Consider the following 24298-nt stretch of genomic DNA (forward strand, 5'->3'; position numbering starts at 1 on the left):
GGACAGATCGTTTGCCAGCCGAACCAACGGTCGAATATTCGCAGCGAACGGGGTCCGGTGAGAGCCGGGATCCGCTGGCCGCATTAGGTGCTGGAAGGATGCATCTTGGCAGTCTCCCGCCAGAGCAAAAAGAACGCTTCAGGTACTACCACCCAGAATTCTCCCAATAGTTCCGTGCCCGGGGCCCCGAACCGGGTCTCCTTCGCCAAGCTGCGTGAACCTCTCGAGGTTCCGGGTCTGCTCGACGTGCAGACCGACTCGTTCCAGTGGCTGATCGGGGCGTCGGAGTGGCGCGAGAAGATGGCCCAGCAGACCGGTTCTGCCCCCAAGGGTGGCCTCGAAGAGGTTCTCGAAGAGCTGTCCCCGATCGAGGACTTCTCCGGCTCGATGTCGCTGTCGTTCTCCGACCCGCGGTTCGACGAGGTCAAGGCCCCGGTCGAGGAGTGCCGCGACAAGGACATGACGTACGCGGCCCCGCTGTTCGTCACCGCGGAGTTCATCAACAACAACACCGGCGAGATCAAGAGCCAGACGGTGTTCATGGGTGACTTCCCGATGATGACCGAGAAGGGCACCTTCATCATCAACGGCACCGAGCGGGTGGTGGTCTCCCAGCTGGTGCGTTCGCCTGGTGTGTACTTCGACGCCAATATCGACAAGTCCACCGAGAAGACGCTGCACTCGGTGAAGGTGATCCCGGGCCGCGGCGCCTGGCTGGAGTTCGACGTCGACAAGCGCGACCTGGTCGGCGTTCGTATCGACCGCAAGCGCCGCCAGCCGGTCACCGTGCTGCTCAAGGCGCTGGGCTGGACCAGCGAGGCGATCCGCGAGCGCTTCGGCTTCTCCGAGATCATGATGTCGACGCTGGAGAAGGACAACGCCGCCAACTCCGACGAGGCGCTGCTGGACATCTACCGCAAGCTGCGGCCGGGCGAGCCCCCCACCAAGGAATCCGCGCAGACTCTGCTGGAGAACCTGTTCTTCAAGGAGAAGCGCTACGACCTCGCACGGGTGGGTCGCTACAAGATCAACAAGAAGCTGGGCCTGACCGCCAACCCGGGCGAGTCGCAGCCGACCACGTTGACCGAAGAGGACATCGTGGCCACCATCGAGTACCTGGTGCGTCTGCACCAGGCCGCTCAGGAGGGCGTGTCCGCCACCATGACGGTGCCGGGCGGCGTTGAGGTTCCGGTCGAGGTCGACGACATCGACCACTTCGGCAACCGGCGGCTGCGCACCGTGGGTGAGCTGATCCAGAACCAGATCCGGGTCGGGCTGTCCCGGATGGAGCGCGTGGTCCGCGAGCGGATGACCACCCAGGACGTCGAGGCCATCACGCCGCAGACCCTGATCAACATCCGCCCGGTGGTTGCCGCGATCAAGGAGTTCTTCGGCACCAGCCAGCTCTCCCAGTTCATGGACCAGAACAACCCGCTCTCGGGTCTGACCCACAAGCGCCGGCTGTCGGCGCTGGGGCCGGGTGGTCTCTCGCGTGAGCGGGCCGGCCTGGAAGTTCGTGACGTGCACCCGTCCCACTACGGCCGGATGTGTCCGATCGAGACCCCGGAAGGCCCCAACATCGGTCTGATCGGATCGCTGTCGGTGTACGCACGGGTCAACCCGTTCGGCTTCATCGAGACCCCGTACCGCAAGGTCAACGACGGGGTGGTCAGCGATGACATCGAGTACCTGACCGCTGACGAGGAGGACCGCCACGTTGTGGCGCAGGCCAACTCGCCGCTGGAGGACGACGGCCGCTTCACCGAGGATCGCGTTCTGGTCCGTCGTAAGGGTGGCGAAGTCGAGTACGTGTCGTCGTCCGAGGTCGACTACATGGACGTCTCGCCGCGCCAGATGGTGTCGGTGGCCACGGCCATGATTCCGTTCCTCGAGCACGACGACGCCAACCGTGCCCTGATGGGTGCCAACATGCAGCGTCAGGCGGTTCCGCTGGTGCGCAGCGAGGCACCACTGGTGGGTACCGGCATGGAACTGCGTGCCGCGATCGACGCCGGCGACGTGATCGTCGCCGACAAGGCCGGTGTCATCGAGGAGGTGTCCGCCGACTACGTCACGGTGATGGCCGATGACGGCACCCGGCAGACCTACCGGATGCGCAAGTTCAACCGGTCCAACCACGGCACCTGCGCCAACCAGCGTCCGATCGTCGACGCCGCCCAGCGTGTCGAGGCCGGCCAGGTGATCGCGGACGGCCCGTGCACCGACAACGGTGAGATGGCCCTGGGCAAGAACCTGCTCGTGGCGATCATGCCGTGGGAAGGGCACAACTACGAGGACGCGATCATCCTGTCCAACAGGCTGGTCGAGGAGGACACGCTGACCTCGATTCATATCGAGGAGCACGAGATCGACGCCCGCGACACCAAGCTGGGCGCCGAGGAGATCACCCGGGACATCCCGAACGTCTCCGACGAGGTGCTGGCTGACCTCGACGAGCGCGGCATCGTCCGCATCGGCGCCGAGGTCCGCGACGGCGACATCCTGGTCGGCAAGGTCACCCCCAAGGGTGAGACCGAGCTGACGCCCGAGGAGCGGCTGCTGCGGGCGATCTTCGGCGAGAAGGCCCGCGAAGTCCGGGACACCTCGCTGAAGGTGCCGCACGGTGAGTCCGGCAAGGTCATCGGCATCCGGGTGTTCTCCCGCGAGGACGACGACGAGCTGCCCGCCGGGGTCAACGAGCTGGTGCGCGTCTACGTCGCGCAGAAGCGCAAGATCTCCGACGGTGACAAGCTGGCCGGTCGGCACGGCAACAAGGGCGTCATCGGCAAGATCCTGCCGGCCGAGGACATGCCGTTCCTGCCGGACGGCACCCCGGTCGACATCATCTTGAACACCCACGGTGTGCCGCGTCGTATGAACATCGGTCAGATCCTGGAGACCCACCTGGGCTGGATCGCCAAGACCGGCTGGAACATCGATGTGGCAGCCGGCGTGCCGGACTGGGCGGACAAGCTGCCCGAGGAGCTGTACTCGGCCGGCGCGGACACCCGCACCGCGACCCCGGTGTTCGACGGTGCCCGTGAGGAGGAGCTGCAGGGTCTGCTCTCCTCGACGCTGGCCAACCGTGACGGCGAGGTCATGGTCAACGGTGACGGCAAGGCGATGCTGTTCGACGGTCGCTCCGGTGAGCCGTTCCCGTACCCGGTGACCGTCGGCTACATGTACATCATGAAGCTGCACCACTTGGTGGACGACAAGATTCACGCGCGTTCCACCGGTCCGTACTCGATGATCACCCAGCAGCCGCTCGGTGGTAAGGCGCAGTTCGGTGGTCAGCGCTTCGGTGAGATGGAGTGCTGGGCCATGCAGGCCTACGGTGCGGCGTACACGCTGCAGGAGTTGCTGACGATCAAGTCTGACGACACGGTCGGCCGTGTCAAGGTCTACGAGGCGATCGTCAAGGGCGAGAACATCCCGGAGCCGGGTATCCCGGAATCGTTCAAGGTGCTGCTCAAAGAGCTGCAGTCGCTGTGCCTCAACGTTGAGGTGCTGGCGAAGGACGGTGCCGCGATCGAATTGCGCGAAGGCGAGGACGAGGACTTGGAGCGGGCAGCCGCCAACCTGGGAATCAACCTGTCCCGCAACGAATCCGCTTCGGTGGAAGACCTCGCTTAATTACCAGCTACTAAACCCGCAAGGGGAAAGGGAGTTACGTGCTCGACGTCAACTTCTTCGATGAACTCCGGATCGGCCTGGCCACCGCCGAGGACATCCGGCAATGGTCCTACGGCGAGGTCAAGAAGCCGGAAACGATCAACTACCGCACGCTCAAGCCCGAGAAGGACGGTCTGTTCTGCGAGAAGATCTTCGGACCGACTCGCGACTGGGAGTGCTACTGCGGCAAGTACAAGCGGGTGCGCTTCAAGGGCATCATCTGTGAGCGCTGTGGCGTCGAGGTCACTCGCGCCAAGGTGCGTCGTGAGCGGATGGGCCACATCGAACTGGCCGCCCCGGTCACCCACATCTGGTACTTCAAGGGCGTTCCGTCGCGTTTGGGCTACCTGCTGGACCTGGCGCCCAAGGACCTCGAAAAGATCATCTACTTCGCGGCCTACGTGATCACCAGCGTTGACACCGAGATGCGTCACAACGAGCTGTCCACGCTGGAAGCCGAGATGGTCGTCGAGAAGAAGGCCGTCGAGGACCAGCGGGACGCCGACCTGGAGGCCCGCGCCCAGAAGCTCGAGGCCGATCTGGCCGAGCTGGAGGCTGAGGGTGCGAAAGCCGATGTGCGCCGCAAGGTTCGCGACGGCGGCGAGCGCGAGATGCGTCAGCTGCGCGACCGTGCCGGACGTGAGTTGGAGCGCCTGGGCAACATCTGGGACACCTTCGTCAAGCTCGCTCCCAAGCAGCTGATCGTCGACGAGACCGTGTACCGCGAGCTGGTGGACCGCTACGGCGAGTACTTCACCGGTGCTATGGGTGCCGAGTCGATCCAGAAGCTGATCGAGACCTTCGACATCGACGCCGAGGCCGAGTCGCTGCGCGACACCATCAAGAACGGCAAGGGGCAGAAGAAGCTTCGTGCTCTCAAGCGCCTCAAGGTGGTCGCCGCGTTCCAGCAGTCGGGTAACTCCCCGATGGGCATGGTGCTTGACGCGGTACCGGTGATCCCGCCGGAGCTGCGTCCGATGGTGCAGCTCGACGGTGGCCGCTTCGCGACCTCCGACCTCAACGACCTGTACCGCCGGGTCATCAACCGCAACAACCGGTTGAAGCGACTGATCGATCTGGGTGCCCCCGAGATCATCGTCAACAACGAGAAGCGGATGCTGCAGGAGTCCGTCGACGCGCTGTTCGACAACGGCCGTCGCGGCCGGCCGGTCACCGGACCGGGCAACCGTCCGCTGAAGTCGCTCTCTGACCTGCTCAAGGGCAAGCAGGGCCGGTTCCGTCAGAACCTGCTCGGTAAGCGTGTTGACTACTCGGGCCGCAGCGTGATCGTGGTCGGTCCGCAGCTCAAGCTGCACCAGTGCGGTCTGCCCAAGCTGATGGCTCTGGAGCTGTTCAAGCCGTTCGTGATGAAGCGACTGGTGGACCTCAACCACGCGCAGAACATCAAGAGCGCCAAGCGGATGGTGGAGCGGCAGCGTCCCCAGGTGTGGGACGTCCTCGAAGAGGTCATCGCCGAGCACCCGGTGCTGCTTAACCGTGCACCCACCCTGCACCGCCTGGGTATCCAGGCCTTCGAGCCGCAGCTGGTGGAGGGCAAGGCCATTCAGCTGCACCCGCTGGTGTGTGAGGCCTTCAACGCCGACTTCGACGGTGACCAGATGGCCGTGCACCTGCCGCTGTCCGCGGAGGCGCAGGCTGAGGCCCGCATCCTGATGCTGTCGAGCAACAACATCCTGTCGCCGGCCTCGGGTCGTCCGCTGGCTATGCCGCGGCTGGACATGGTGACCGGGCTGTACTACCTGACCACCGAGATCGAGGGTGACACAGGCGAATACACCCCGGCCGCCAAGGACCGTCCGGAGGCCGGCGTGTACTCCTCGCCGGCCGAGGCGATCATGGCTGTCGACCGTGGTGCGCTGTCGGTGCGGGCCAAGATCAAGGTGCGGCTGGACCAGCTGCGGCCGCCGACCGAGGTGGAGACCGAGCTGTTCGGCGTGAACGGCTGGCGTCCGGGCGGGTCGTGGATCGCCGAGACCACGCTGGGCCGAGTGCTGTTCAACGAGCTGCTGCCGACCGGCTACCCGTTCGTGAACAAGCAGATGCACAAGAAGGTTCAGGCCGTCATCATCAACGACCTGGCCGAGCGCTACCCGATGATCGTGGTCGCCCAGACCGTCGACAAGCTCAAGGACGCTGGCTTCCACTGGGCCACCCGTTCGGGCGTCACGGTCTCGATGGCCGACGTGCTGGTGCCGCCGCGCAAGAAGGAGATCCTCGACTCTTACGAGGAGCGTGCCGACAAGCTGGAGAAGCAGTTCCAGCGTGGCGCTCTCAACCGTGAAGAGCGCAACGAGGCGCTGGTGGAGATCTGGAAGGAAGCCACCGAGGAAGTGGGTCAGGCACTGCGTGACCACTACCCGTCCGACAACCCGATCATCACGATCGTCGACTCCGGTGCAACGGGTAACTTCACCCAGACCCGGACGCTGGCCGGCATGAAGGGCCTGGTGACCAACCCCAAGGGTGAGTTCATCCCGCGTCCGATCAAGTCCTCCTTCCGTGAGGGCCTGACGGTGCTGGAGTACTTCATCAACACCCACGGCGCCCGAAAGGGCTTGGCCGACACCGCGTTGCGTACCGCTGACTCGGGTTACCTGACGCGTCGTCTCGTCGACGTTTCCCAGGACGTGATCGTGCGCGAGCACGACTGTGGCACTGAGCGCGGCATCATCGTCGACTTGGCCGAGGTCCAGGCCGACGGATCGCTGATCCGCAACCCGTTCATCGAGACGTCGGCCTACGCCCGTACGTTGGCCGTTGACGCGGTCGATGACAAGGGCAAGGTCGTGATCGAGCGCGGTCATGACCTCGGCGACCCGTCGATCGAGGCCCTGTTGGCTGCCGGCATTGCCAGCGTCAAGGTGCGTTCGGTGCTGACTTGCGCCACCGGAACCGGGGTATGCGCCACCTGCTACGGCCGCTCGATGGCTACCGGCAAGCTGGTCGACATCGGTGAGGCGGTCGGCATCGTCGCCGCCCAGTCCATCGGTGAGCCCGGTACTCAGCTGACCATGCGTACCTTCCACCAGGGTGGTGTCGGTGACGACATCACCGGTGGTCTGCCGCGTGTGCAGGAGCTGTTCGAGGCCCGGATTCCGCGCGGCAAGGCGCCGATCGCCGACGTCGCCGGACGGGTGCAGCTCGAAGAGGGCGAGAAGTTCTACAAGATCACGATCGTGCCGGATGACGGTGGCGAGGAAGTGGTCTACGACAAGCTGCCCAAGCGTCAGCGGCTGCGCGTGTTCAAGCACGAGGACGGCTCGGAGCGGTTGCTGTCCGACGGCGACCACGTCGAGGTCGGCCAGCAGCTCATGGAGGGCTCGGCCGACCCGCACGAGGTGCTGCGTGTGCAGGGCCCGCGCGAGGTGCAGATCCACCTGGTCAACGAGGTCCAGCAGGTCTACCGGGCCCAGGGTGTGTCGATCCACGACAAGCACATCGAGGTGATCGTCCGGCAGATGCTGCGCCGGGTGACCATCATCGACTCGGGCGCAACGGAGTTCCTGCCCGGTTCGCTGACCGAGCGGGCTGAGTTCGAGACCGCGAACCGTCGCGTGGTGGCCGAGGGCCTGGAGCCCGCGGCCGGACGTCCGGTGCTGATGGGTATCACCAAGGCGTCGCTGGCCACCGACTCGTGGCTGTCGGCGGCTTCCTTCCAGGAGACCACCCGCGTGCTGACCGATGCGGCGATCAACTGCCGCAGCGACAAGCTGCAGGGTCTGAAGGAGAACGTGATCATCGGCAAGCTGATCCCGGCCGGCACCGGCATCAACCGGTACCGCAACATCGCCGTGCAGCCCACCGAAGAGGCCCGGGCCGCTGCGTACACGATCCCGTCGTACGAGGATCAGTACTACAGCCCGGACTTCGGCGCCGCCACCGGTGCCGCGGTTCCGCTGGACGACTACGGGTACAGCGACTACCGCTAGTCATCGACGAGAAGAGCCTCGGGGTGTATCCCCGGGGCTCTTTTCGTATCCGTCGAGCGCGAATCCTGCGACGTCGCGGCGGAGTGTCGCGTCGCAGGATTCCCACTCGGCGGACTCGTCAGGTTGCGGCCCGGCAGCAGACCGGGTTGCATCGTTGAGATGGGGGACGAAGTCGACCGCACCACCTATTCGCGCACCCAGCGTCGCCAATACCGGCACAAGATCCAGCAGTGCCTGGATGTTTTCGAGACGATGCTGGCGCAGGCCAGCTTCGAGTGTGAGCCGCCGCTGACCGGTATGGAGATCGAGGGCAACCTGATCGGCGACGACTACCGGCCGGCCATGTCGAACGCCGGCGTGCTGTCCTCGATCGACGATCCGGCGTTTCAACGCGAATTGGGTTCCTACAACATCGAATTCAACGTGCCGCCCCGTCAGTTCACGGCCCTGGCGGCGCTGGACCTGGAAGCCGAGGTGCGCGCCAGCCTCAACGACGCGCAGGCTAAAGCCCGCGCACACGACGCGGGCATTGTCATGATCGGCATCCTGCCGACACTGATGCCCGAGCATCTGGCCGGTGACTGGATGAGTGATTCGGCGCGGTACGCGGCACTCAACGACTCGATCTTCGCGGCGCGCGGCGAAGACATCGGCATCGACATCGACGGCCCCGAGCCGCTGAATCTGCATGCCGAGAACATCGCGCCGGAATCGGCGTGCACCAGCATGCAGTTGCACCTGCAGGTCTCGCCGGCTGACTTCGCCGACCACTGGAACGCTGCCCAGGTGCTGGCTGGCCCACAATTGGCGATCGGCGCCAACTCGCCCTACTTCTTCGGCCACCGCCTGTGGGCAGAGACCCGGGTGGAGTTGTTCGCCCAGTCCACCGATACCCGCCCCGACGAACTGAAAAACCAGGGGGTGCGGCCCAGGGTGTGGTTCGGCGAGCGGTGGATCACCTCGATCTTCGACCTGTTCGAGGAGAACGTGCGCTACTTCCCGTCGCTGCTGCCCGAGGTCTCCACGGAAGACCCAGCCGACGAACTTGCCCAGGGGCGCACCCCGCAACTGGCAGAGCTGCGGCTGCACAACGGCACGGTGTATCGCTGGAATCGCCCGGTTTACGACGTCGTCGACGGACGACCCCACCTACGGGTGGAGAACCGGGTCCTGCCCTCGGGTCCCACGGTCGCCGACATGGTGGCCAATGCGGTCTTCTACTACGGCCTGCTGCGCAGACTGGCGCGCGAGCAGCGCCCGCTGTGGACGCAGATGAGTTTCGCCGTGGCGCACGACAACTTTCGCCGGGCCGCGCGCCACGGTGTGGATGCCCGACTGTTCTGGCCGGAGCTGGGCGAGGTGAGCGTGCCGGAACTGACGCAGCGCGAGCTGCTGCCGCTGGCCCGCCAAGGCCTTGACGAATGGGGGGTGGGCGCCGAGGTGGCCGACCGGTTCCTGGGCATCATCGCGGACCGGGCGGCGACCGGGCGCAACGGCGCCACCTGGCAGGTGGCGACGGTCCGCGCGTTGCAGGCCCAGGGCCTGAGCCGGCCCGCTGCGCTGGCGGAGATGCTGAACCGCTATTGCACTCACATGCATGCCAACCAGCCGGTGCATACCTGGCCGATCGAACTGGGCTGAGGCGTCCGGGTCGGGCTAGGCTGGCCGCCGTGTTGATCGGATCCCATGTGCGGCCGCAGAATCCGTTGGCTGCGGCCGAAGCCGAGGGTGCCGAGGTGGTGCAGATCTTTCTCGGCAACCCGCAGAGCTGGAAGCCCCCCAAACCCCGTGATGACGCGGCGCAACTTCGCGCGGCGGCGCTGCCGATCTATGTGCACGCGCCGTACTTGATCAACGTCGCCTCCCCGAACAATCGGGTGCGTATCCCGTCGCGCACCATCTTGCAGCAGACCTGCGATGCTGCCGCTGACATCGGCGCGGTCGCGGTGATCGTGCACGGCGGCCACGTGACCGCCGATGACGACGACCCGCAAGCCGGGTTCGCGCGGTGGCGCAAGGCGCTGGACCGTCTGGAGACCACCGTCCCGGTGTACCTGGAGAACACCGCCGGCGGTGACTATGCGATGGCCCGGCACTTCGACACCATCGCCAAACTGTGGGACCACATTGGCGACACCGGCGTCGGGTTCTGCCTGGACACCTGTCACACCTGGGCGGCCGGGGAATCCCTGCCCGATGCGGTGGCACGAATCAAGGCGATCACCGGGCGCATCGATCTGGTGCACTGCAACGACTCCAAGGACGTGCCCGGCTCCGGGCGGGACCGGCACGCCAACTTCGGTGCCGGCCAGATCGATCCGGACCTGCTGGTTGCGGTGGTCGAGGCCGCGGCAGCTCCGGTCATCTGCGAGACCGCCGAAGAGGGCCGTAAGGCCGACATCGCGTTCCTAAAAGACCGGCTGCGGTAACCGCGACCGCCGGCGCGGTGGTCGCGGGTGCGCCGATGACCGCAAAAAACATCCGATTCGACTGTTTTATCGCAGATTAGACGATATTGAGTTGGTTGTGTGCTATAACTTTGCTAGGCGCCGTGACCGCGGGAGCTGCGCACGCGTCTCAGGTTGGAGGGGGTCCATATGCCTGAGCGACACCAGCATGGTGTGGGGGGAGTGTGCAGCTCCTAGTCCGGCGCCGCAAAACGACGGCGGTCACAGCCCGGGACTTCCCGACCCCGGGCCGTGACCGCCGTTTTTGTTTGCCGGCACCAATTTGATTACACCTATTGTGCGTGCGTGCAAAAACTGTAATATTCGGCTATGGCCGACACGCATATCGTCACCAACCAGGTCCTTCCGCTGGAAGGCTATAACCCGGCGGCGTCCCCGGTCCTCATTGAAGCGCTGATCCGCGAGGGCGGCCAATGGGGCGTCGACGAGGTCACCGATCTTGGGGCTCTTTCCGGATCTAAGCAGGTGCAGCGCTGGGGCGAGCTGGCTGACCGCAACCGGCCGGTGCTGCACACCCATGACGTCGTCGGTAACCGGATCGACGAGGTGGAATACGACCCGGCGTACCACGAGTTGATGCGCACCGCGATCGGCCACGGCCTGCACGCCGCACCTTGGGCCGACCCGCGACCCGGCGCGCATGTCGTTCGCGCCGCTCAAACCGGGGTGTGGACCGCTGAACCGGGCCATGTCTGTCCGATCTCGATGACGTACGCGATCGTGCCTGCGTTGCGTAATAACGCCGAACTCGCCAAGATCTACGAGCCCCTGCTGACCAGCCGGGTCTACGACCCCGAGCTGAAGGTGCCGGCTACCAAGGCCGGTATCACCGCGGGCATGTCGATGACCGAAAAGCAGGGCGGCTCCGATGTGCGCGCCGGAACCACTCAGGCGGTCCCGAACGCTGATGGCAGCTATAACCTGACCGGGCACAAGTGGTTCACCTCAGCGCCGATGTGCGACGTGTTCCTGGTGCTGGCGCAGGCTCCCGGGGGACTGAGTTGCTTCTTCCTGCCCCGGATCCTGCCTGACGGCACCCGCAACCGGATGCGGCTGCAGCGGCTCAAGGACAAGCTCGGCAACCACGCCAACGCCTCCAGTGAGATCGAGTACGACGGGGCCACCGCCTGGCTGGTGGGGGACGAGGGCCGCGGGGTCTCGGTCATCATCGAAATGGTCAACCTCACCCGTCTGGACTGCGCGTTGGGCAGTGCCACCAGCATGCGGATGGGTCTGGCCCGCGCTATCTACCACGCTCAGCACCGAAAGGCGTTCGGCGCCTACCTGATCGATCAGCCACTGATGCGCAACGTGCTGGCCGATCTGGCCGTGGAGGCCGAGGCCGCCACCATGGTCTCGATGCGGATGGCCGGTGCCACCGACAAGGCGATTCGCGGCGACGAACGGGAGAGTCTGCTGCGCCGGATCGGGCTGGCGGCCACCAAGTACTGGGTGTGCAAGCGCGCCACCCCGCACGCCGCCGAGGCGATGGAGTGCCTGGGCGGCAACGGCTACATCGAGGACTCCCTGATGCCGCGGCTGTACCGGGAGGCGCCGTTGATGGGTATCTGGGAGGGGTCGGGCAACGTCAGCGCGCTGGACACGCTGCGCGCGCTGGCCACCCAGCCGCAGTCGGTGGCCGTGCTCTTCGATGAGCTGGCCGAGACCGCCGGGCAGGACCCCCGGCTCGACACTCACGTCGAGGCGTTGAAGGGCCAATTGGCGAGCTTGGGCAGTGACGTGGTCGGCGCCCAGTACCAGGCGCGCAAGATTGCCGAGGACATCTGCCTGGCGCTGCAGGGCGGGTTGCTGGTGCGGCACGGCCACCCGGCCGTCGCCGAGGCGTTCCTGGCGACGCGGCTCGGCGGCCAATGGGGTGGCGCGTTCGGCACCTTGCCGGCGGGCCTCGACCTCGGGCCGATTATCGAGCGTTCCCTGGTGAAGGGCTGACATAATCGCGCCATGCGGCACCACATCGCCCCGGTCGAATTCGACAACCTGCGGACGATGACCTACGAGGTCGCCTATCGGGTTGCCCGGATCACCTTCAACCGTCCGGAGCACGGAAACGCGATCACCGCTGACACGCCGCTGGAACTGTCGGCACTGGTGGAACGGGCCGATCTGGACCCCAACGTGCACGTGATCCTGGTGTCGGGCCGCGGCGAGGGATTCTGCGCCGGTTTCGATCTGGGTGCCTACGCCGAAGGCTCGTCGTCGGCGGGCGGCGAGAACTACCGGGGCAGTGTGCTCGACGGCAAGACCCAGGCCGCCAACCACCGCCCGGATCAGCCGTGGGACCCGATGATCGACTACCAGATGATGAGCCGGTTCGTCCGCGGCTTCGCCTCGCTGATGTACGCCGACAAGCCCACGGTGGTCAAGATCCACGGCTACTGCGTAGCCGGCGGCACCGACATCGCGTTGCACGCCGACCAGGTGATCGCGGCCTCCGACGCCAAGATCGGCTACCCGCCGACTCGGGTGTGGGGAGTGCCGGCGGCCGGGCTGTGGGCACACCGGCTCGGCGACCAGCGAGCCAAACGTCTACTGCTGACCGGAGATTGCATCACCGGAGCCCAGGCCGCCGAATGGGGTCTGGCGATCGAGGCCCCCGACCCGGCTGATCTCGATGAGCGCACCGAACGCTTGGTGGGGCGCATCGCCGCAATGCCGCTCAACCAACTGATCATGGCCAAACTCGCACTCAACACCGCACTGCTGCAGCAGGGCGTGGCCACCAGCCGGATGGTTAGCACGGTGTTCGACGGGGTGGCGCGGCATACGCCGGAGGGGCACGCATTCGTCGCCGACGCGGTGGAGCATGGGTTCCGTGACGCGGTGCGGCACCGAGACGAGCCGTTCGGGGACTACGGTCGAAAGACCTCCGGGGTTTAGGCGGCCGCCCGATGTCCGACACAGTGCGTATGACAGCCCGCTCGGTAGTTCTGTCGGTGCTCCTGGGTGCCCACCCGGCGTCCGCCACCGCGGCTGAATTGCTGAGATTGACAACAGATTTCGGCATCAAGGAAACGGCCTTGCGGGTGGCGCTGACCCGACTGGTCGCTGCCGGAGACCTGGTCCGCTCGGTTGAGGGCTACGGACTGTCCGAGCGTCTGCTGGAGCGTCAGCGTTTACAGGACGTGGCCCTGAATCCGCAGACCAGGAGCTGGGACGGCAACTGGCTTGCCGTGGTGATCACCAGCACCGGCCGCGATGCGCGAACCCGGGCTGCCTTGCGCTCGGGGCTGGCCGAGCGTCGGTTCGCCGAGCTGCGTGAGGGATTCTGGATGCGCCCGGACAACATCGAGGTCGAGCTGGGTGAGAGTCTCGGGAGGTATACCCGGCTGCTCACCGCGCGTGACGAGAAGCCGGCCGAATTGGCCGCCACGCTGTGGGATCTGGCGGGATGGGCGCGGACTGGCCACGAGCTGCTCACCGCGATGGCCGACGCGCAGGACGTACCAAGCCGCTTCATCGTCGCCGCGGCCATGGTCCGCCACCTGCGCCGCGACCCGGTACTGCCCCCCGAACTGCTTCCGGCTGACTGGCCGGGGACGCGAATCCGTAGTCGTTACGAGGAGTTCGCCAATGAACTGGCAGCGCGACGCGACGTGGACCAAGAGGCGGTGCTGCGATGAGCGCGGTGCGTGTGGCGCGCAGCGGTCCGGTCACCACGGTGATCTTGGATCGGCCGCACGCCCGCAACGCCGTCGACGGCCCGACCGCGGCCGCGCTCTATCAGGCCTTCCACGAATTCGACCGCGACGAGAGCGCGTCGGTGGCCGTGCTGTGGGGAGACCACGGAACCTTTTGCGCGGGAGCCGATCTCAAGGCATTGGGTACCCCGAATGCCAATCAGACCCATCGCAGCGGTCCGGGGCCGATGGGTCCGACCCGAATGATGTTGTCCAAACCGGTGATTGCCGCGGTCAGCGGCTACGCGGTTGCCGGTGGCTTGGAGTTGGCGCTCTGGTGCGATATGCGGGTGGTCGAGGCCGACGCGACCTTCGGCGTCTTCTGCCGACGCTGGGGCGTGCCGCTGATCGACGGCGGCACCGTGCGGTTGCCCAGACTGATCGGCCACAGTCGCGCGATGGACATGATCCTCACCGGACGTGCGGTGAACGCCGACGAGGCGCTGGCGATCGGATTGGCCAATCGGGTTGTCCCCGCCGGTGAGGCGCGTTGGGCCGCCGAGCAGCTGGCCCTCGAACTGGCCGAGCTGCCGCAGGGCTGCCTGCGCTCGGATCGGCTATCGGCGCTGCGGCAGTGGGGCATGACCGAATCCCATGCGATGGACTCCGAATTCGAGAGCATCGAGCGAGTGGCCGACGAGGCGTTGCGCGGGGCGGGCCGGTTCGCCGGCGGGGCCGGCCGCCACGGCGCTAAAGCTTGATGGGCCGGACGCTCCCCGTTAGCGCTTGTCGGCGATGGTGTTGCCCGACCCACGGTTGTCGACCTTGGGATCGCCGCCGCGGTAGGTGATGGAGTTGTTGAGCCCGGTGATCGTCAGTGTCTTGTCGACGCGCTCGATGGTGATGCGGTTGTCGGCACCGGCTACGTTCACCGCCTCGCAGCGGCCCCGGACCGTCAGCTTGTTGTTCGAACCGGCGACGTTCAGCGATTTGCCCTCGGCGCAGTCCACGGCCGATGTCGCACCGAACGACTCGTATCTGATCGTGTTGGCGAACCGGCCGTCGTAGTTCTGCGAGATCCGCGAGGACTTAGGCGGCGCCTCCGACTCGCAGCCGGTGAGCACCACTGCAAGCAGCGTCATTCCTCCGGCCAGCAGCGAGCAGAGGTTTACCCGGAGAACGAAGGTCACGCCGGTACGCGCGCCAGCCGGTTTGTCATCCCCAGCTCGCGTCCGCGGTCGAACAGCAGCGGGTCGCCATTGTGGAAGTACACGGTCGTGTCGTTGCCGTAGACGGTGACGTCGTTGACGATGGTGTCGGCGATCACGGTGTTCTGCGAGCCCTGCGTGGTCACCGCGTAGCAGGTGCCCATCGCGTGAATGGTGAGGTTGACGCCGTTGATGAACAGCGTCCCACCGTCGCAGTCCAGCGTGTGGGTCTCGTGCACCCCATAGATGTGGATGTCGCCCGGCACGGCGCCCGCGCTCGCGGCTGCCCCCAGCGAACCGGCGACCAGACTCAGCAGCGCACTAACCAGCGCGGTCCATTTCATCTCCGAGCCCCTCTCACCGGACGTAATCTCGGCAAAGCTTACGTCGCATCAGCTGGCGCGTACGCGGGTTCCCCCACTAATCGTTCGATTAGAGTTCTGTGCTGATCTTCTCCGCACGATATGAAGGGCGTACGCCATGTCAGCTCGACCAGACCCACCCGCAGCGGGGGGTCGCTCGCGCGCCAACGGCAAATCGGGGGCGCGCCCGGTCAAGCTGAGCCGCGACGTCATCGTCAACGCGGCCCTGAACTTCCTGGACCGCGAGGGCTGGGACGCGTTGACCATCAATGCGTTGGCCACCCAGCTGGGCACCAAGGGCCCGTCGCTGTACAACCACGTGCATAGCCTCAATGATCTGCGCCGTGCCATGCGCATGCGGGTCATCGACGACATTCTGGAGATGCTGACCCAGGTCGGGCAGGGCCGTGCTCGCGACGACGCGGTGCTGGTGATGGCCGGCGCCTACCGCAGCTATGCCCACCACCACCCGGGCCGGTATTCGGCGTTCACCCGGATGCCGCTGGGCGGCGACGACCCGGAGTACACCGCCGCGGCTAGTGGTAGCTCGTGCCTGGCCACCGAGGCGCGTTTGGTGACATAACGCGCGCGCCTGGCCCAATTTGCATGTCCATTATGCAGCGGAGTAATCCGCAGCGGCCCATGCGACACGCCCGACCGCGGGGTAGCGGTGGGGCACCGACCGCGGATTTACGACAGTTTTGAACAGCGATACAGGAAGCCGGTAGATGCCAACCATTCAGCAGCTGGTCCGTAAGGGCCGCCGCGACAAGGTCGCCAAGGTGAAGACCGCGGCCCTCAAGGGCAGCCCGCAGCGACGGGGCGTGTGCACCCGCGTGTACACCACCACCCCGAAGAAGCCGAACTCGGCACTTCGCAAGGTGGCGCGCGTCAAGCTGACCAGCCAGGTGGAGGTGACCGCCTACATCCCAGGCGAGGGTCACAACCTGCAGGAGCACTCGATGGTGCTGGTGCGTGGTGGTCGTGTGAAGGACCTGCCGGGTGTGCGCTACAAGATCATCCGTGGCTCGCTGGACACCCAGGGAGTCAAGAACCGCAAGCAGGCCCGCAGCCGCTACGGCGCGAAGAAGGAGAAGAGCTGATGCCGCGCAAGGGCCCCGCACCCAAGCGTCCGCTGGTCAACGACCCCGTCTACGGGTCGCAGCTGGTCACCCAGTTGGTCAACAAGGTTCTGCTGGACGGCAAGAAGTCGCTGGCTGAGCGCATCGTCTACGGCGCTCTCGAGCAGGCTCGGGACAAGACTGGTACCGACCCGGTCGTGACGCTCAAGCGCGCGATGGACAACGTCAAGCCGGCCCTCGAGGTTCGCAGCCGCCGCGTCGGTGGCGCCACCTACCAGGTTCCGGTCGAGGTGCGTGCCGAGCGCTCCACCACGCTGGCGCTGCGCTGGCTGGTGAGCTTCTCGCGGGCTCGCCGGGAGAAGACCATGATCGAGCGCCTGGCCAACGAGATCCTCGATGCCAGCAATGGCCTTGGTGCTGCCGTCAAGCGGCGTGAAGACACCCACAAGATGGCTGAGGCCAACCGGGCGTTCGCGCACTACCGCTGGTGATCACGTCGGCGGCCTGACCGCCGACGCATCTGCGACAACAAGCAATTGAAGTAACCGAAAGAGTGGGAAGACTGCTGTGGCACAGGATGTGCTGACTGACCTGAACAAGGTCCGCAATATCGGCATCATGGCGCACATTGATGCTGGTAAGACGACGACGACCGAGCGGATCCTGTACTACACCGGCGTCAACTACAAGATCGGTGAGACGCACGACGGTGCCTCCACGACCGACTGGATGGAGCAGGAGCAGGAGCGCGGCATCACCATCACCTCCGCCGCGGTGACCTGCTTCTGGAACAAGAACCAGATCAACATCATCGACACCCCGGGTCACGTCGACTTCACCGTCGAGGTGGAGCGTTCCCTGCGTGTTCTTGATGGCGCCGTTGCCGTGTTCGACGGCAAGGAGGGCGTGGAGCCGCAGTCCGAGCAGGTGTGGCGGCAGGCCGACAAGTACGACGTGCCCCGAATCTGCTTCGTCAACAAGATGGACAAGCTTGGTGCGGACTTCTACTTCACCGTGCGCACCATCGAAGAGCGCCTCGGCGCTCGCCCGCTGGTGATCCAGCTGCCGATCGGCGCGGAGAACGACTTCGAGGGCATCGTCGACCTGGTCGAGATGAACGCCAAGGTCTGGCGCGGCGAGACCAAGCTCGGTGAGACCTACGAGACCATCGAGATCCCGGCCGACCTGACCGACAAGGCGGACGAGTACCGGACCGCTCTGCTGGAGGCGGTCGCCGAGACCGACGAAGCGCTGTTGGAGAAGTACCTCGGCGGCGAGGAGCTCTCGACCGAGGAGATCAAGGCCGGCATCCGCAAGCTCACGGTCTCGTCGGAGCTCTACCCGGTGCTGTGTGGCAGCGCGTTCAAGAACAAGGGTGTCCAGCCGATGCTGGACGCGGTGATCGACTACCTGCCGTCGCCGCTGGACGTCGAGTCGGTGCAGGGCCATGTGCCCGGCAAGGAAGACGAGATCATCAGCCGCAAGCCCAGCATCGACGAGCCGTTCTCGGCGCTGGCGTTCAAGATCGCGGTGCACCCGTTCTTCGGCAAGCTCACCTACGTCCGGGTGTACTCGGGCAAGGTGGAGTCCGGCACGCAGGTGGTCAACTCGACCAAGGGCAAGAAGGAGCGGCTGGGCAAGCTGTTCCAGATGCACTCCAACAAGGAGAACCCGGTCGACTCGGCGTTCGCCGGCCACATCTACGCGATGATCGGCCTGAAGGACACCACCACCGGCGACACCCTGTGCGACCCGAACCACCAGATCGTGCTGGAGTCGATGACGTTCCCGGCCCCGGTCATCGAGGTGGCCATCGAGCCCAAGACCAAGAGTGACCAGGAGAAGCTCTCCCTGGCGATCCAGAAGCTGGCTGAAGAGGACCCCACCTTCAAGGTGCACCTCGACCAGGAGACCGGCCAGACCGTGATCGGCGGTATGGGCGAGCTGCACCTGGACATCCTGGTGGACCGCATGCGCCGCGAGTTCAAGGTCGAGGCCAACGTCGGCAAGCCGCAGGTGGCCTACAAGGAGACCATCCGCCGCAAGGTGGAGAAGGTCGAATACACCCACAAGAAGCAGACGGGTGGTTCGGGCCAGTTCGCGAAGGTCCTCATCGATATCGAACCGTTCACCGGCGAAGACGGTGCGACCTACGAGTTCGAGAACAAGGTCACCGGTGGCCGCGTGCCCCGCGAGTACATCCCCGCGGTGGACGCCGGGGCCCAGGACGCCATGCAGTACGGCGTGCTGGCCGGCTACCCGCTGGTCAACATCAAGGTCACCCTGACCGATGGTCAGTACCACGACGTCGACTCCTCCGAGATGGCCTTCAAGGTGGCCGGCTCGCAGGCGCTGAAGAAGGCTGCCGCTGCCGCGCAGCCGGTGATCCTGGAACCGATCATGGCCGTTGAGGTCACCACGCCCGAGGACTACATGGGCGACGTGATCGGCGACCTGAACTCCCGCCGTGGCCAGATCCAGGCCATGGAGGAGCGCAGCGGTGCGCGCGTCGTCAAGGCGCAGGTGCCGCTGTCGGAGATGTTCGGCTACGTCGGAGACTTGCGGTCGAAGACCCAGGGCCGGGCGAACTACTCCATGGTTTTCGACTCCTACGCCGAAGTGCCGGCGCAGGTGGCGAAGGAGATCATCGCGAAGGCAACGGGCGAGTAAGTAGCTGCCCGCCCGTGCCGCTACGGTGGCACAAACCCAAAAAGATCAATCCTGCTGTAACCCAGCACCAACAAGTCCAGGAGGACAAGAAGTGGCGAAGGCGAAGTTCGAGCGGACGAAGCCGCACGTCAACATCGGGACCATCGGTCACGTTGACCACGGCAAGACCACGCTGACCGCGGCTATCACCAAGGTTCTGCACGACAAGTACCCGAACCTCAACGAGTCGCGTGCGTTCGACCAGATCGACAACGCTCCCGAAGAGCGTCAGCGCGGTATCACGATCAACATCTCCCACGTGGAGTACCAGACCGAGAAGCGGCACTACGCCCACGTCGACGCGCCGGGCCACGCCGACTACATCAAGAACATGATCACCGGTGCCGCCCAGATGGACGGCGCGATCCTGGTGGTGGCGGCCACCGACGGCCCGATGCCGCAGACTCGCGAGCACGTGCTGCTGGCCCGTCAGGTCGGTGTGCCCTACATCCTGGTGGCGCTGAACAAGTCCGACATGGTCGACGACGAGGAGCTCCTGGAGCTCGTCGAGCTGGAGGTCCGCGAACTGCTGGGCGCCCAGGAGTTCGACGAGGAGGCCCCGGTGGTCCGGGTGTCGGCTCTGAAGGCGCTCGAGGGCGACGAGAAGTGGGTCAAGTCCGTCGAGGACCTGATGGACGCCGTCGACGAGTCCATCCCGGACCCGGTCCGCGAGACCGACAAGCCGTTCCTGATGCCGGTTGAGGACGTGTTCACGATCACCGGTCGTGGCACCGTGGTCACCGGTCGTGTCGAGCGTGGCGTGATCAACGTGAACGAGGACGTCGAGATCGTCGGCATCAAGCCCACCGTCACCAAGACCACCGTGACCGGTGTGGAGATGTTCCGCAAGCTGCTGGACCAGGGCCAGGCCGGTGACAACGTCGGTCTGCTGATCCGTGGTATCAAGCGTGAGGACGTCGAGCGTGGCCAGGTTGTGGTCAAGCCCGGCACCACCACCCCGCACACCGAGTTCGAGGGCCAGGCCTACATCCTGTCCAAGGACGAGGGCGGTCGCCACACGCCGTTCTTCAACAACTACCGTCCGCAGTTCTACTTCCGCACCACCGACGTGACCGGTGTGGTGACCCTGCCGGAGGGTACCGAGATGGTGATGCCCGGTGACAACACCGAGATGACCGTCAAGCTGATCCAGCCTGTCGCCATGGACGAGGGTCTGCGGTTCGCCATCCGTGAGGGTGGTCGCACCGTCGGCGCCGGCCGGGTCGTCAAGATCATCAAGTAGTACCTGCGTCAGCAGACCTAAAGTCCCCCTTTTCCTCCGGGAAAAGGGGGACTTTGCGTCTGCTCGCGGGCAGCTGCGCGCGGAATTAGAACACGTTCCATAAACAGCTGCTAGCCTCGTCGAGTGAGTGAGAGCCAGAACCACAATCTGCAGGGCAAGGTGGCCTTTGTTACGGGTGCGGCGCGCGGCCAGGGCCGTTCGCATGCGATCCGGCTGGCGGCCGCCGGTGCCGACATCATCGCCGCCGACATCTGCGGCCCGGCATCGGATGCCATCACCTACCCGGCGGCCACGCCCGAGGAATTCGCCGAGATGGTCAGCGGCGTCGAGGCCCACGGCCGCAAGGTGTTGGCCCGGCAGGTCGACGTCCGCGACGACGACGCGCTGCGCCAACTGGTCGATGACGGCGTCGAGCAGTTCGGTCGGCTGGATGTGGTGGTGGCCAACGCCGGTGTGCTGAGCTGGGGTCGGCTGTGGGAGCTCAGCGACGAGCAATGGAACACCGTCATCGACGTCAACCTGACCGGCACCTGGCGCACCATCCGGGCGGCGGTGCCGGCGATGATCGAAGCCGGCAACGGGGGCTCGATCGTGATCGTCAGCTCATCGGCCGGATTGAAGGCCACCCCCGGAAACGGCCATTATGCGGCGAGCAAGTACGCCCTGGTGGCCCTGACCAATACGCTGGCCCTGGAGGTCGGCGAGCACCGGATCCGGGTCAACTCGATTCACCCCTACTCCGTCGACACCCCGATGATCGAGCCGCAGGTGATGGCGAAGATCTTCGCCGAACACCCCGACTATCTGCACGCCTTCCCGCCGATGCCGCTGCACCCGCAGTCGTTCATGACGCCCGACAGTGTCTCCGACGTGGTGGTGTGGCTGGCCGGCGATGGCTCCGGAATCCTGACGGGAGTCCAGATCCCGGTCGACAAAGGCGCGCTCAAGTACTGAGTATTAACCGAATTCGAGCAAGGTCATCGACGGCCGGGTTCGCCGCACAAACGCCGCCTTGTCCCACTGCTTGGCGGTCAGCACTTTCCAGATACCGCGGCCGGGCGGCAGGGGCACGTCACGCGCGGACACGACGCCGGGCAGAGCGGTGAGCGCCGTTGCCTCCTCGGATGTCATCGCGAAGGGCATCGGTGGCGCCACGTAACGGTTGGACAGCCGGTAACCGCGCAGCGTCCGTCGACTGAACCAGTGCGGAATGCTGTCGAACATCATTCGACCGCCGGGAAAACGCTTGGCGCAGGCGGCGATCAGGCCCAACGCTTCCTCGGGTTGCAAATACATCAACAGTCCCTCGGCGGTCACAAAGACCCCCTCGCTGGTATCGACTCGGTCCATCCAACTCAGATCGAGCGCCGACTGCGCCAGCGTCACGATCCGCTCGTGGCGGGATAGCAACTGATCGCGAAGCTCCACTACCGGTGGCAAGTCGATGGTGTACCAGGTGAGTTCACCGTTATCCAGCCTCCAGAAGCTGGTTTGCAAACCTTCGGCCAGCGCCACCACCGATGCCTTGGGGCGGGAAACGAGGTAGTCGCGGATCTGGTGGTCGAATGCCAACGCACGCAAGGGATGCGCCTGCGAGGGACGGCCGAACTTGCGGTAGTCGTACTGAATCGAATCGAATAGCTGCACGGCCATCGGGTCGTCGATCACGCTGTCCGGGCGTTTGGCCTCGCTACCTCGGTTGTGAAGTGTCCACAGTGTCGTGGCCGATACGCCCTTCAGGGACTCGCCGCTCGTCTGGGTCACGCTGTCTTCGCCCCGGTCATCAGTTGAGCTTGCAGGAAATCCAGCCCCTCACGCAATGAGATCTGGGTCGCGTCACCGTGGGAGGAGGACCGAATCCGGGCTCAGCACGGCCTGGACAGAAGCTGGTGCCCCATCCGGTACAGCGATCGTGTAGAAAATCCTGATGGTCACTAGCGCTTCGGGTCATGGGGTCGTTATCGTCGGCGGGGGCCTAGCCGCCGTGCGCACGGCCGAGGAATTGCGGCGCGAAGAATACGCGGGGCCGATCACCATCGTCTCCGACGAGTCTCGCCCGCCATATGACCGGCCGCCGCTGACCAAAGAGGTGCTGCGCGGCGAGCGCGACGACACCACGCTGGAGCCCCCGGAGTTCTACTCCTCCCACGACATCAGCCTGCGGCTGGGTTGCGGCGCGCGCAGCGTCGACACCGCCGCACAATCGGTGACGCTGGCAGACGGTGCCGTGCTGGGCTATGACCAACTTGTGATCGCCACCGGCCTGGTGCCGCGGCGCATCGCGAGCTTCGACGACCTAGACGGCATCCGCGTGGTCCGGTCGTTCGAGGACAGCCTGGCGCTGCGCGACGACGCGGCCGGCGCCAGCCGGGCGGTGGTGATCGGCGCCGGATTCATCGGTTGTGAGGCGGCGGCCAGCTTGCGCAAACTGGGCGTGGACGTCGTGCTGGTCGAGCCGCAGCCCACCCCGCTGGCTGCTGTGCTCGGTGAGCAGATCGGCGAACTGGTGGCCCGGCTGCACCGGGCCAACGGCGTCGATGTCCGCAGCGGGGTCGGCGTCGCCGAGGTCCGCGGTGCGGGCCGGGTTGAGACCGTGGTGCTCAGCGACGGCACCGAACTGGCTGCCGACGTGGTGGTGCTCGGCGTCGGTTCGCGGCCCGCGACCGAGTGGCTGGACGGCAGCGGTATCGACCTCGACAACGGGGTGGTCTGCGACGCGACCGGGCGCACCAGTGCGCCGAATGTGTGGGCCGTCGGGGACGTGGCGTTCTGGCGGGGCCGCGACGGGCACCAGGTGCGCGTCGAGCACTGGAGCAATGTCGTCACCCAGGTCCGGGCGATGGTCCCGACCATGCTGGGCCGGGAGTCCCTGCATGACGTAGCGGTACCGGCGTACTTCTGGAGCGACCAGTACGACGTGAAGATCCAATGCCTGGGTGAGCCGGAGGCCACCGACACCGTGCACCTGGTCGAGGACGACGGCCACAAGTTCCTGGCTTACTACGAGCGCGACGGCGTGCTCGCCGGTGTGGTCGGCGCTGGCCGGCCCGGCAAGGTGATGGGCGCGCGGGCCAAGATCGCCGCGGGAGCTCCGATCTCCGAAGTGCTGGGTTAGGTTTCCAGTGCCTTCGTGCAGCCGGCGAGGATCGCGCCGCAGCCGAACTCGCCCGTACGACGACGGGGGCCTGACATGGGTTATGCCGATTCGCTTTTCGACCTGACCGACCGGGTGGTGCTGATCACCGGCGGCAGCCGCGGCCTGGGCCGTGAGATGGCGCTGGCCGCCGCGCGCTGCGGTGCCGATGTGGTGATCGCCAGCCGCAAATTCGAGGCCTGCCGGGCCACCGCCGCCGAGATCGAGGCCGAGACCGGACGCGCTGCCCTGCCCTATGCGGTGCATGTCGGGCGCTGGGATCAGCTCGACGGATTGGTCGATGCGGCCTATAAGCGGTTCGGCAGGGTGGACGTGCTGGTGAACAACGCCGGTATGTCGCCGGTCTACGACAAGCAGACCGACGTCACCGAGAAGATGTTCGACGCCGTGGTAAACCTCAACCTCAAAGGCCCATTTCGATTGTCGGCGTTGATCGGTGAACGCATGGTGGCCCAGGGCCGGGGATCGATCATCAACGTCAGCAGCCACGGCTCGCTGCGCCCGCACCCGTCGTTCATCCCCTACGCCGCGTCCAAGGCCGGACTCAACGTCATGACCGAAGCGCTGGCCCAGGCGTTCGGCCCCACGGTGCGGGTCAACACCTTGATGCCCGGGCCGTTCCTCACCGATATCTCCAAGGCGTGGGACTTCGGCGAAGCTGACAACCCGTTCGGTGCCGCCGCATTACAGCGTGCCGGGAATCCGCCGGAGATCGTCGGCGCGGCACTGTTTTTGATGTCGGACGCCTCCAGCTTCACCACCGGCTCGATCGTTCGAGTCGACGGCGGCAGTGCCTAACGAAGGAGCAG

Annotated in this window: 18 protein-coding genes and 1 pseudogene; 16 read left to right on the plus strand and 3 right to left on the minus strand. The window is 65.7% G+C overall.

Features of this window, described 5'->3' with window-relative positions:
- The first annotated feature begins 87 nt into the window (after positions 1-87).
- From rpoB to BN4346_RS25005, 8 genes are all read left to right on the plus strand, one after another.
- Positions 88-3636, plus strand: coding sequence for a DNA-directed RNA polymerase subunit beta (gene rpoB, locus BN4346_RS24970; RefSeq protein WP_067967169.1), 3549 nt, complete (start codon positions 88-90; stop codon positions 3634-3636).
- A gap of 38 nt (positions 3637-3674) precedes the next feature.
- Positions 3675-7625: a DNA-directed RNA polymerase subunit beta' gene (locus BN4346_RS24975; RefSeq protein WP_067967171.1), complete on the plus strand. Its 3951-nt coding sequence runs from the start codon at positions 3675-3677 to the stop codon at positions 7623-7625.
- Between the two features lie 159 nt (positions 7626-7784).
- A complete protein-coding gene (locus BN4346_RS24980; protein WP_067967174.1) occupies positions 7785-9266 on the plus strand; it encodes a glutamate--cysteine ligase family protein in 1482 nt (493 codons plus the stop codon).
- A gap of 29 nt (positions 9267-9295) precedes the next feature.
- Positions 9296-10054 (plus strand): deoxyribonuclease IV, encoded by a 759-nt coding sequence (locus BN4346_RS24985; protein ID WP_067967176.1) that lies wholly within the window; start codon positions 9296-9298, stop codon positions 10052-10054.
- Between the two features lie 348 nt (positions 10055-10402).
- The gene (locus BN4346_RS24990) at positions 10403-12043 is read left to right on the plus strand and encodes an acyl-CoA dehydrogenase family protein (RefSeq protein ID WP_067967179.1); all 1641 of its coding nucleotides are present in this window, start codon (positions 10403-10405) and stop codon (positions 12041-12043) included.
- A 12-nt stretch (positions 12044-12055) separates the two neighbouring features.
- Positions 12056-12991, plus strand: a complete 936-nt coding sequence (locus BN4346_RS24995; RefSeq protein ID WP_067967182.1) for a crotonase/enoyl-CoA hydratase family protein — start codon at positions 12056-12058, stop codon at positions 12989-12991.
- Positions 12992-13020: 29 nt separating this feature from the next.
- The gene (locus BN4346_RS25000) at positions 13021-13734 is read left to right on the plus strand and encodes a PaaX family transcriptional regulator C-terminal domain-containing protein (RefSeq protein WP_096867440.1); all 714 of its coding nucleotides are present in this window, start codon (positions 13021-13023) and stop codon (positions 13732-13734) included.
- The gene (locus BN4346_RS25005; protein WP_067967184.1) at positions 13731-14492 is read left to right on the plus strand and encodes a crotonase/enoyl-CoA hydratase family protein; all 762 of its coding nucleotides are present in this window, start codon (positions 13731-13733) and stop codon (positions 14490-14492) included. The genes BN4346_RS25000 and BN4346_RS25005 overlap by 4 nt, the downstream gene beginning before the upstream one ends.
- A gap of 18 nt (positions 14493-14510) precedes the next feature.
- Here the strand turns inward: BN4346_RS25005 and BN4346_RS25010 are convergent, their stop codons facing one another.
- Positions 14511-14921, minus strand: a complete 411-nt coding sequence (locus tag BN4346_RS25010; RefSeq protein WP_235653512.1) for a DUF3060 domain-containing protein — start codon at positions 14919-14921, stop codon at positions 14511-14513.
- A complete protein-coding gene (locus BN4346_RS25015) occupies positions 14918-15283 on the minus strand; it encodes a DUF3060 domain-containing protein (RefSeq protein ID WP_067967186.1) in 366 nt (121 codons plus the stop codon). Before BN4346_RS25015 ends, BN4346_RS25010 begins: the two co-directional genes overlap by 4 nt.
- A gap of 136 nt (positions 15284-15419) precedes the next feature.
- Here BN4346_RS25015 and BN4346_RS25020 point away from each other — a divergent pair.
- From BN4346_RS25020 to BN4346_RS25045, 6 genes and pseudogenes are all read left to right on the plus strand, one after another.
- Positions 15420-15851, plus strand: a pseudogene (locus BN4346_RS25020) (TetR/AcrR family transcriptional regulator); the annotation flags it as partial.
- A gap of 178 nt (positions 15852-16029) precedes the next feature.
- Entirely contained in the window at positions 16030-16404 is a 375-nt protein-coding gene (gene rpsL, locus BN4346_RS25025; protein WP_007767794.1) for a 30S ribosomal protein S12, read from the plus strand.
- The gene (rpsG, locus tag BN4346_RS25030; protein ID WP_024441009.1) at positions 16404-16874 is read left to right on the plus strand and encodes a 30S ribosomal protein S7; all 471 of its coding nucleotides are present in this window, start codon (positions 16404-16406) and stop codon (positions 16872-16874) included. Before rpsL ends, rpsG begins: the two co-directional genes overlap by 1 nt.
- 76 nt (positions 16875-16950) lie before the next feature.
- Positions 16951-19053, plus strand: a complete 2103-nt coding sequence (fusA, locus tag BN4346_RS25035; protein ID WP_067967190.1) for an elongation factor G — start codon at positions 16951-16953, stop codon at positions 19051-19053.
- Positions 19054-19144: 91 nt separating this feature from the next.
- Positions 19145-20335 carry an elongation factor Tu gene (gene tuf / locus BN4346_RS25040; protein ID WP_067967195.1) on the plus strand — a complete coding sequence of 397 codons (1191 nt, stop codon included), beginning with the start codon at positions 19145-19147 and terminating at the stop codon, positions 20333-20335.
- Between the two features lie 123 nt (positions 20336-20458).
- Positions 20459-21289 (plus strand): mycofactocin-coupled SDR family oxidoreductase, encoded by an 831-nt coding sequence (locus BN4346_RS25045; RefSeq protein WP_067967207.1) that lies wholly within the window; start codon positions 20459-20461, stop codon positions 21287-21289.
- Positions 21290-21292: 3 nt separating this feature from the next.
- Here BN4346_RS25045 and BN4346_RS25050 read toward each other — a convergent pair whose 3' ends face one another.
- On the minus strand, positions 21293-22099 hold the full coding sequence (locus BN4346_RS25050) for a class I SAM-dependent methyltransferase (RefSeq protein WP_067967213.1): 807 nt from the start codon (positions 22097-22099) through the stop codon (positions 21293-21295).
- 163 nt (positions 22100-22262) lie between these two features.
- Between BN4346_RS25050 and BN4346_RS25055 the strand changes: the two genes are divergently transcribed.
- Both BN4346_RS25055 and BN4346_RS25060 read left to right on the plus strand, forming a co-directional pair.
- Complete coding sequence (locus BN4346_RS25055; RefSeq protein WP_067967216.1) at positions 22263-23450, plus strand: NAD(P)/FAD-dependent oxidoreductase; 1188 nt, start codon at positions 22263-22265, stop codon at positions 23448-23450.
- Between the two features lie 75 nt (positions 23451-23525).
- Positions 23526-24287, plus strand: a complete 762-nt coding sequence (locus tag BN4346_RS25060) for an SDR family NAD(P)-dependent oxidoreductase (RefSeq protein ID WP_067967218.1) — start codon at positions 23526-23528, stop codon at positions 24285-24287.
- The last annotated feature ends 11 nt before the right edge of the window (positions 24288-24298 follow it).

Source organism: Mycolicibacter icosiumassiliensis (assembly GCF_900078685.2).
GTDB lineage: Bacteria > Actinomycetota > Actinomycetes > Mycobacteriales > Mycobacteriaceae > Mycobacterium > Mycobacterium icosiumassiliensis.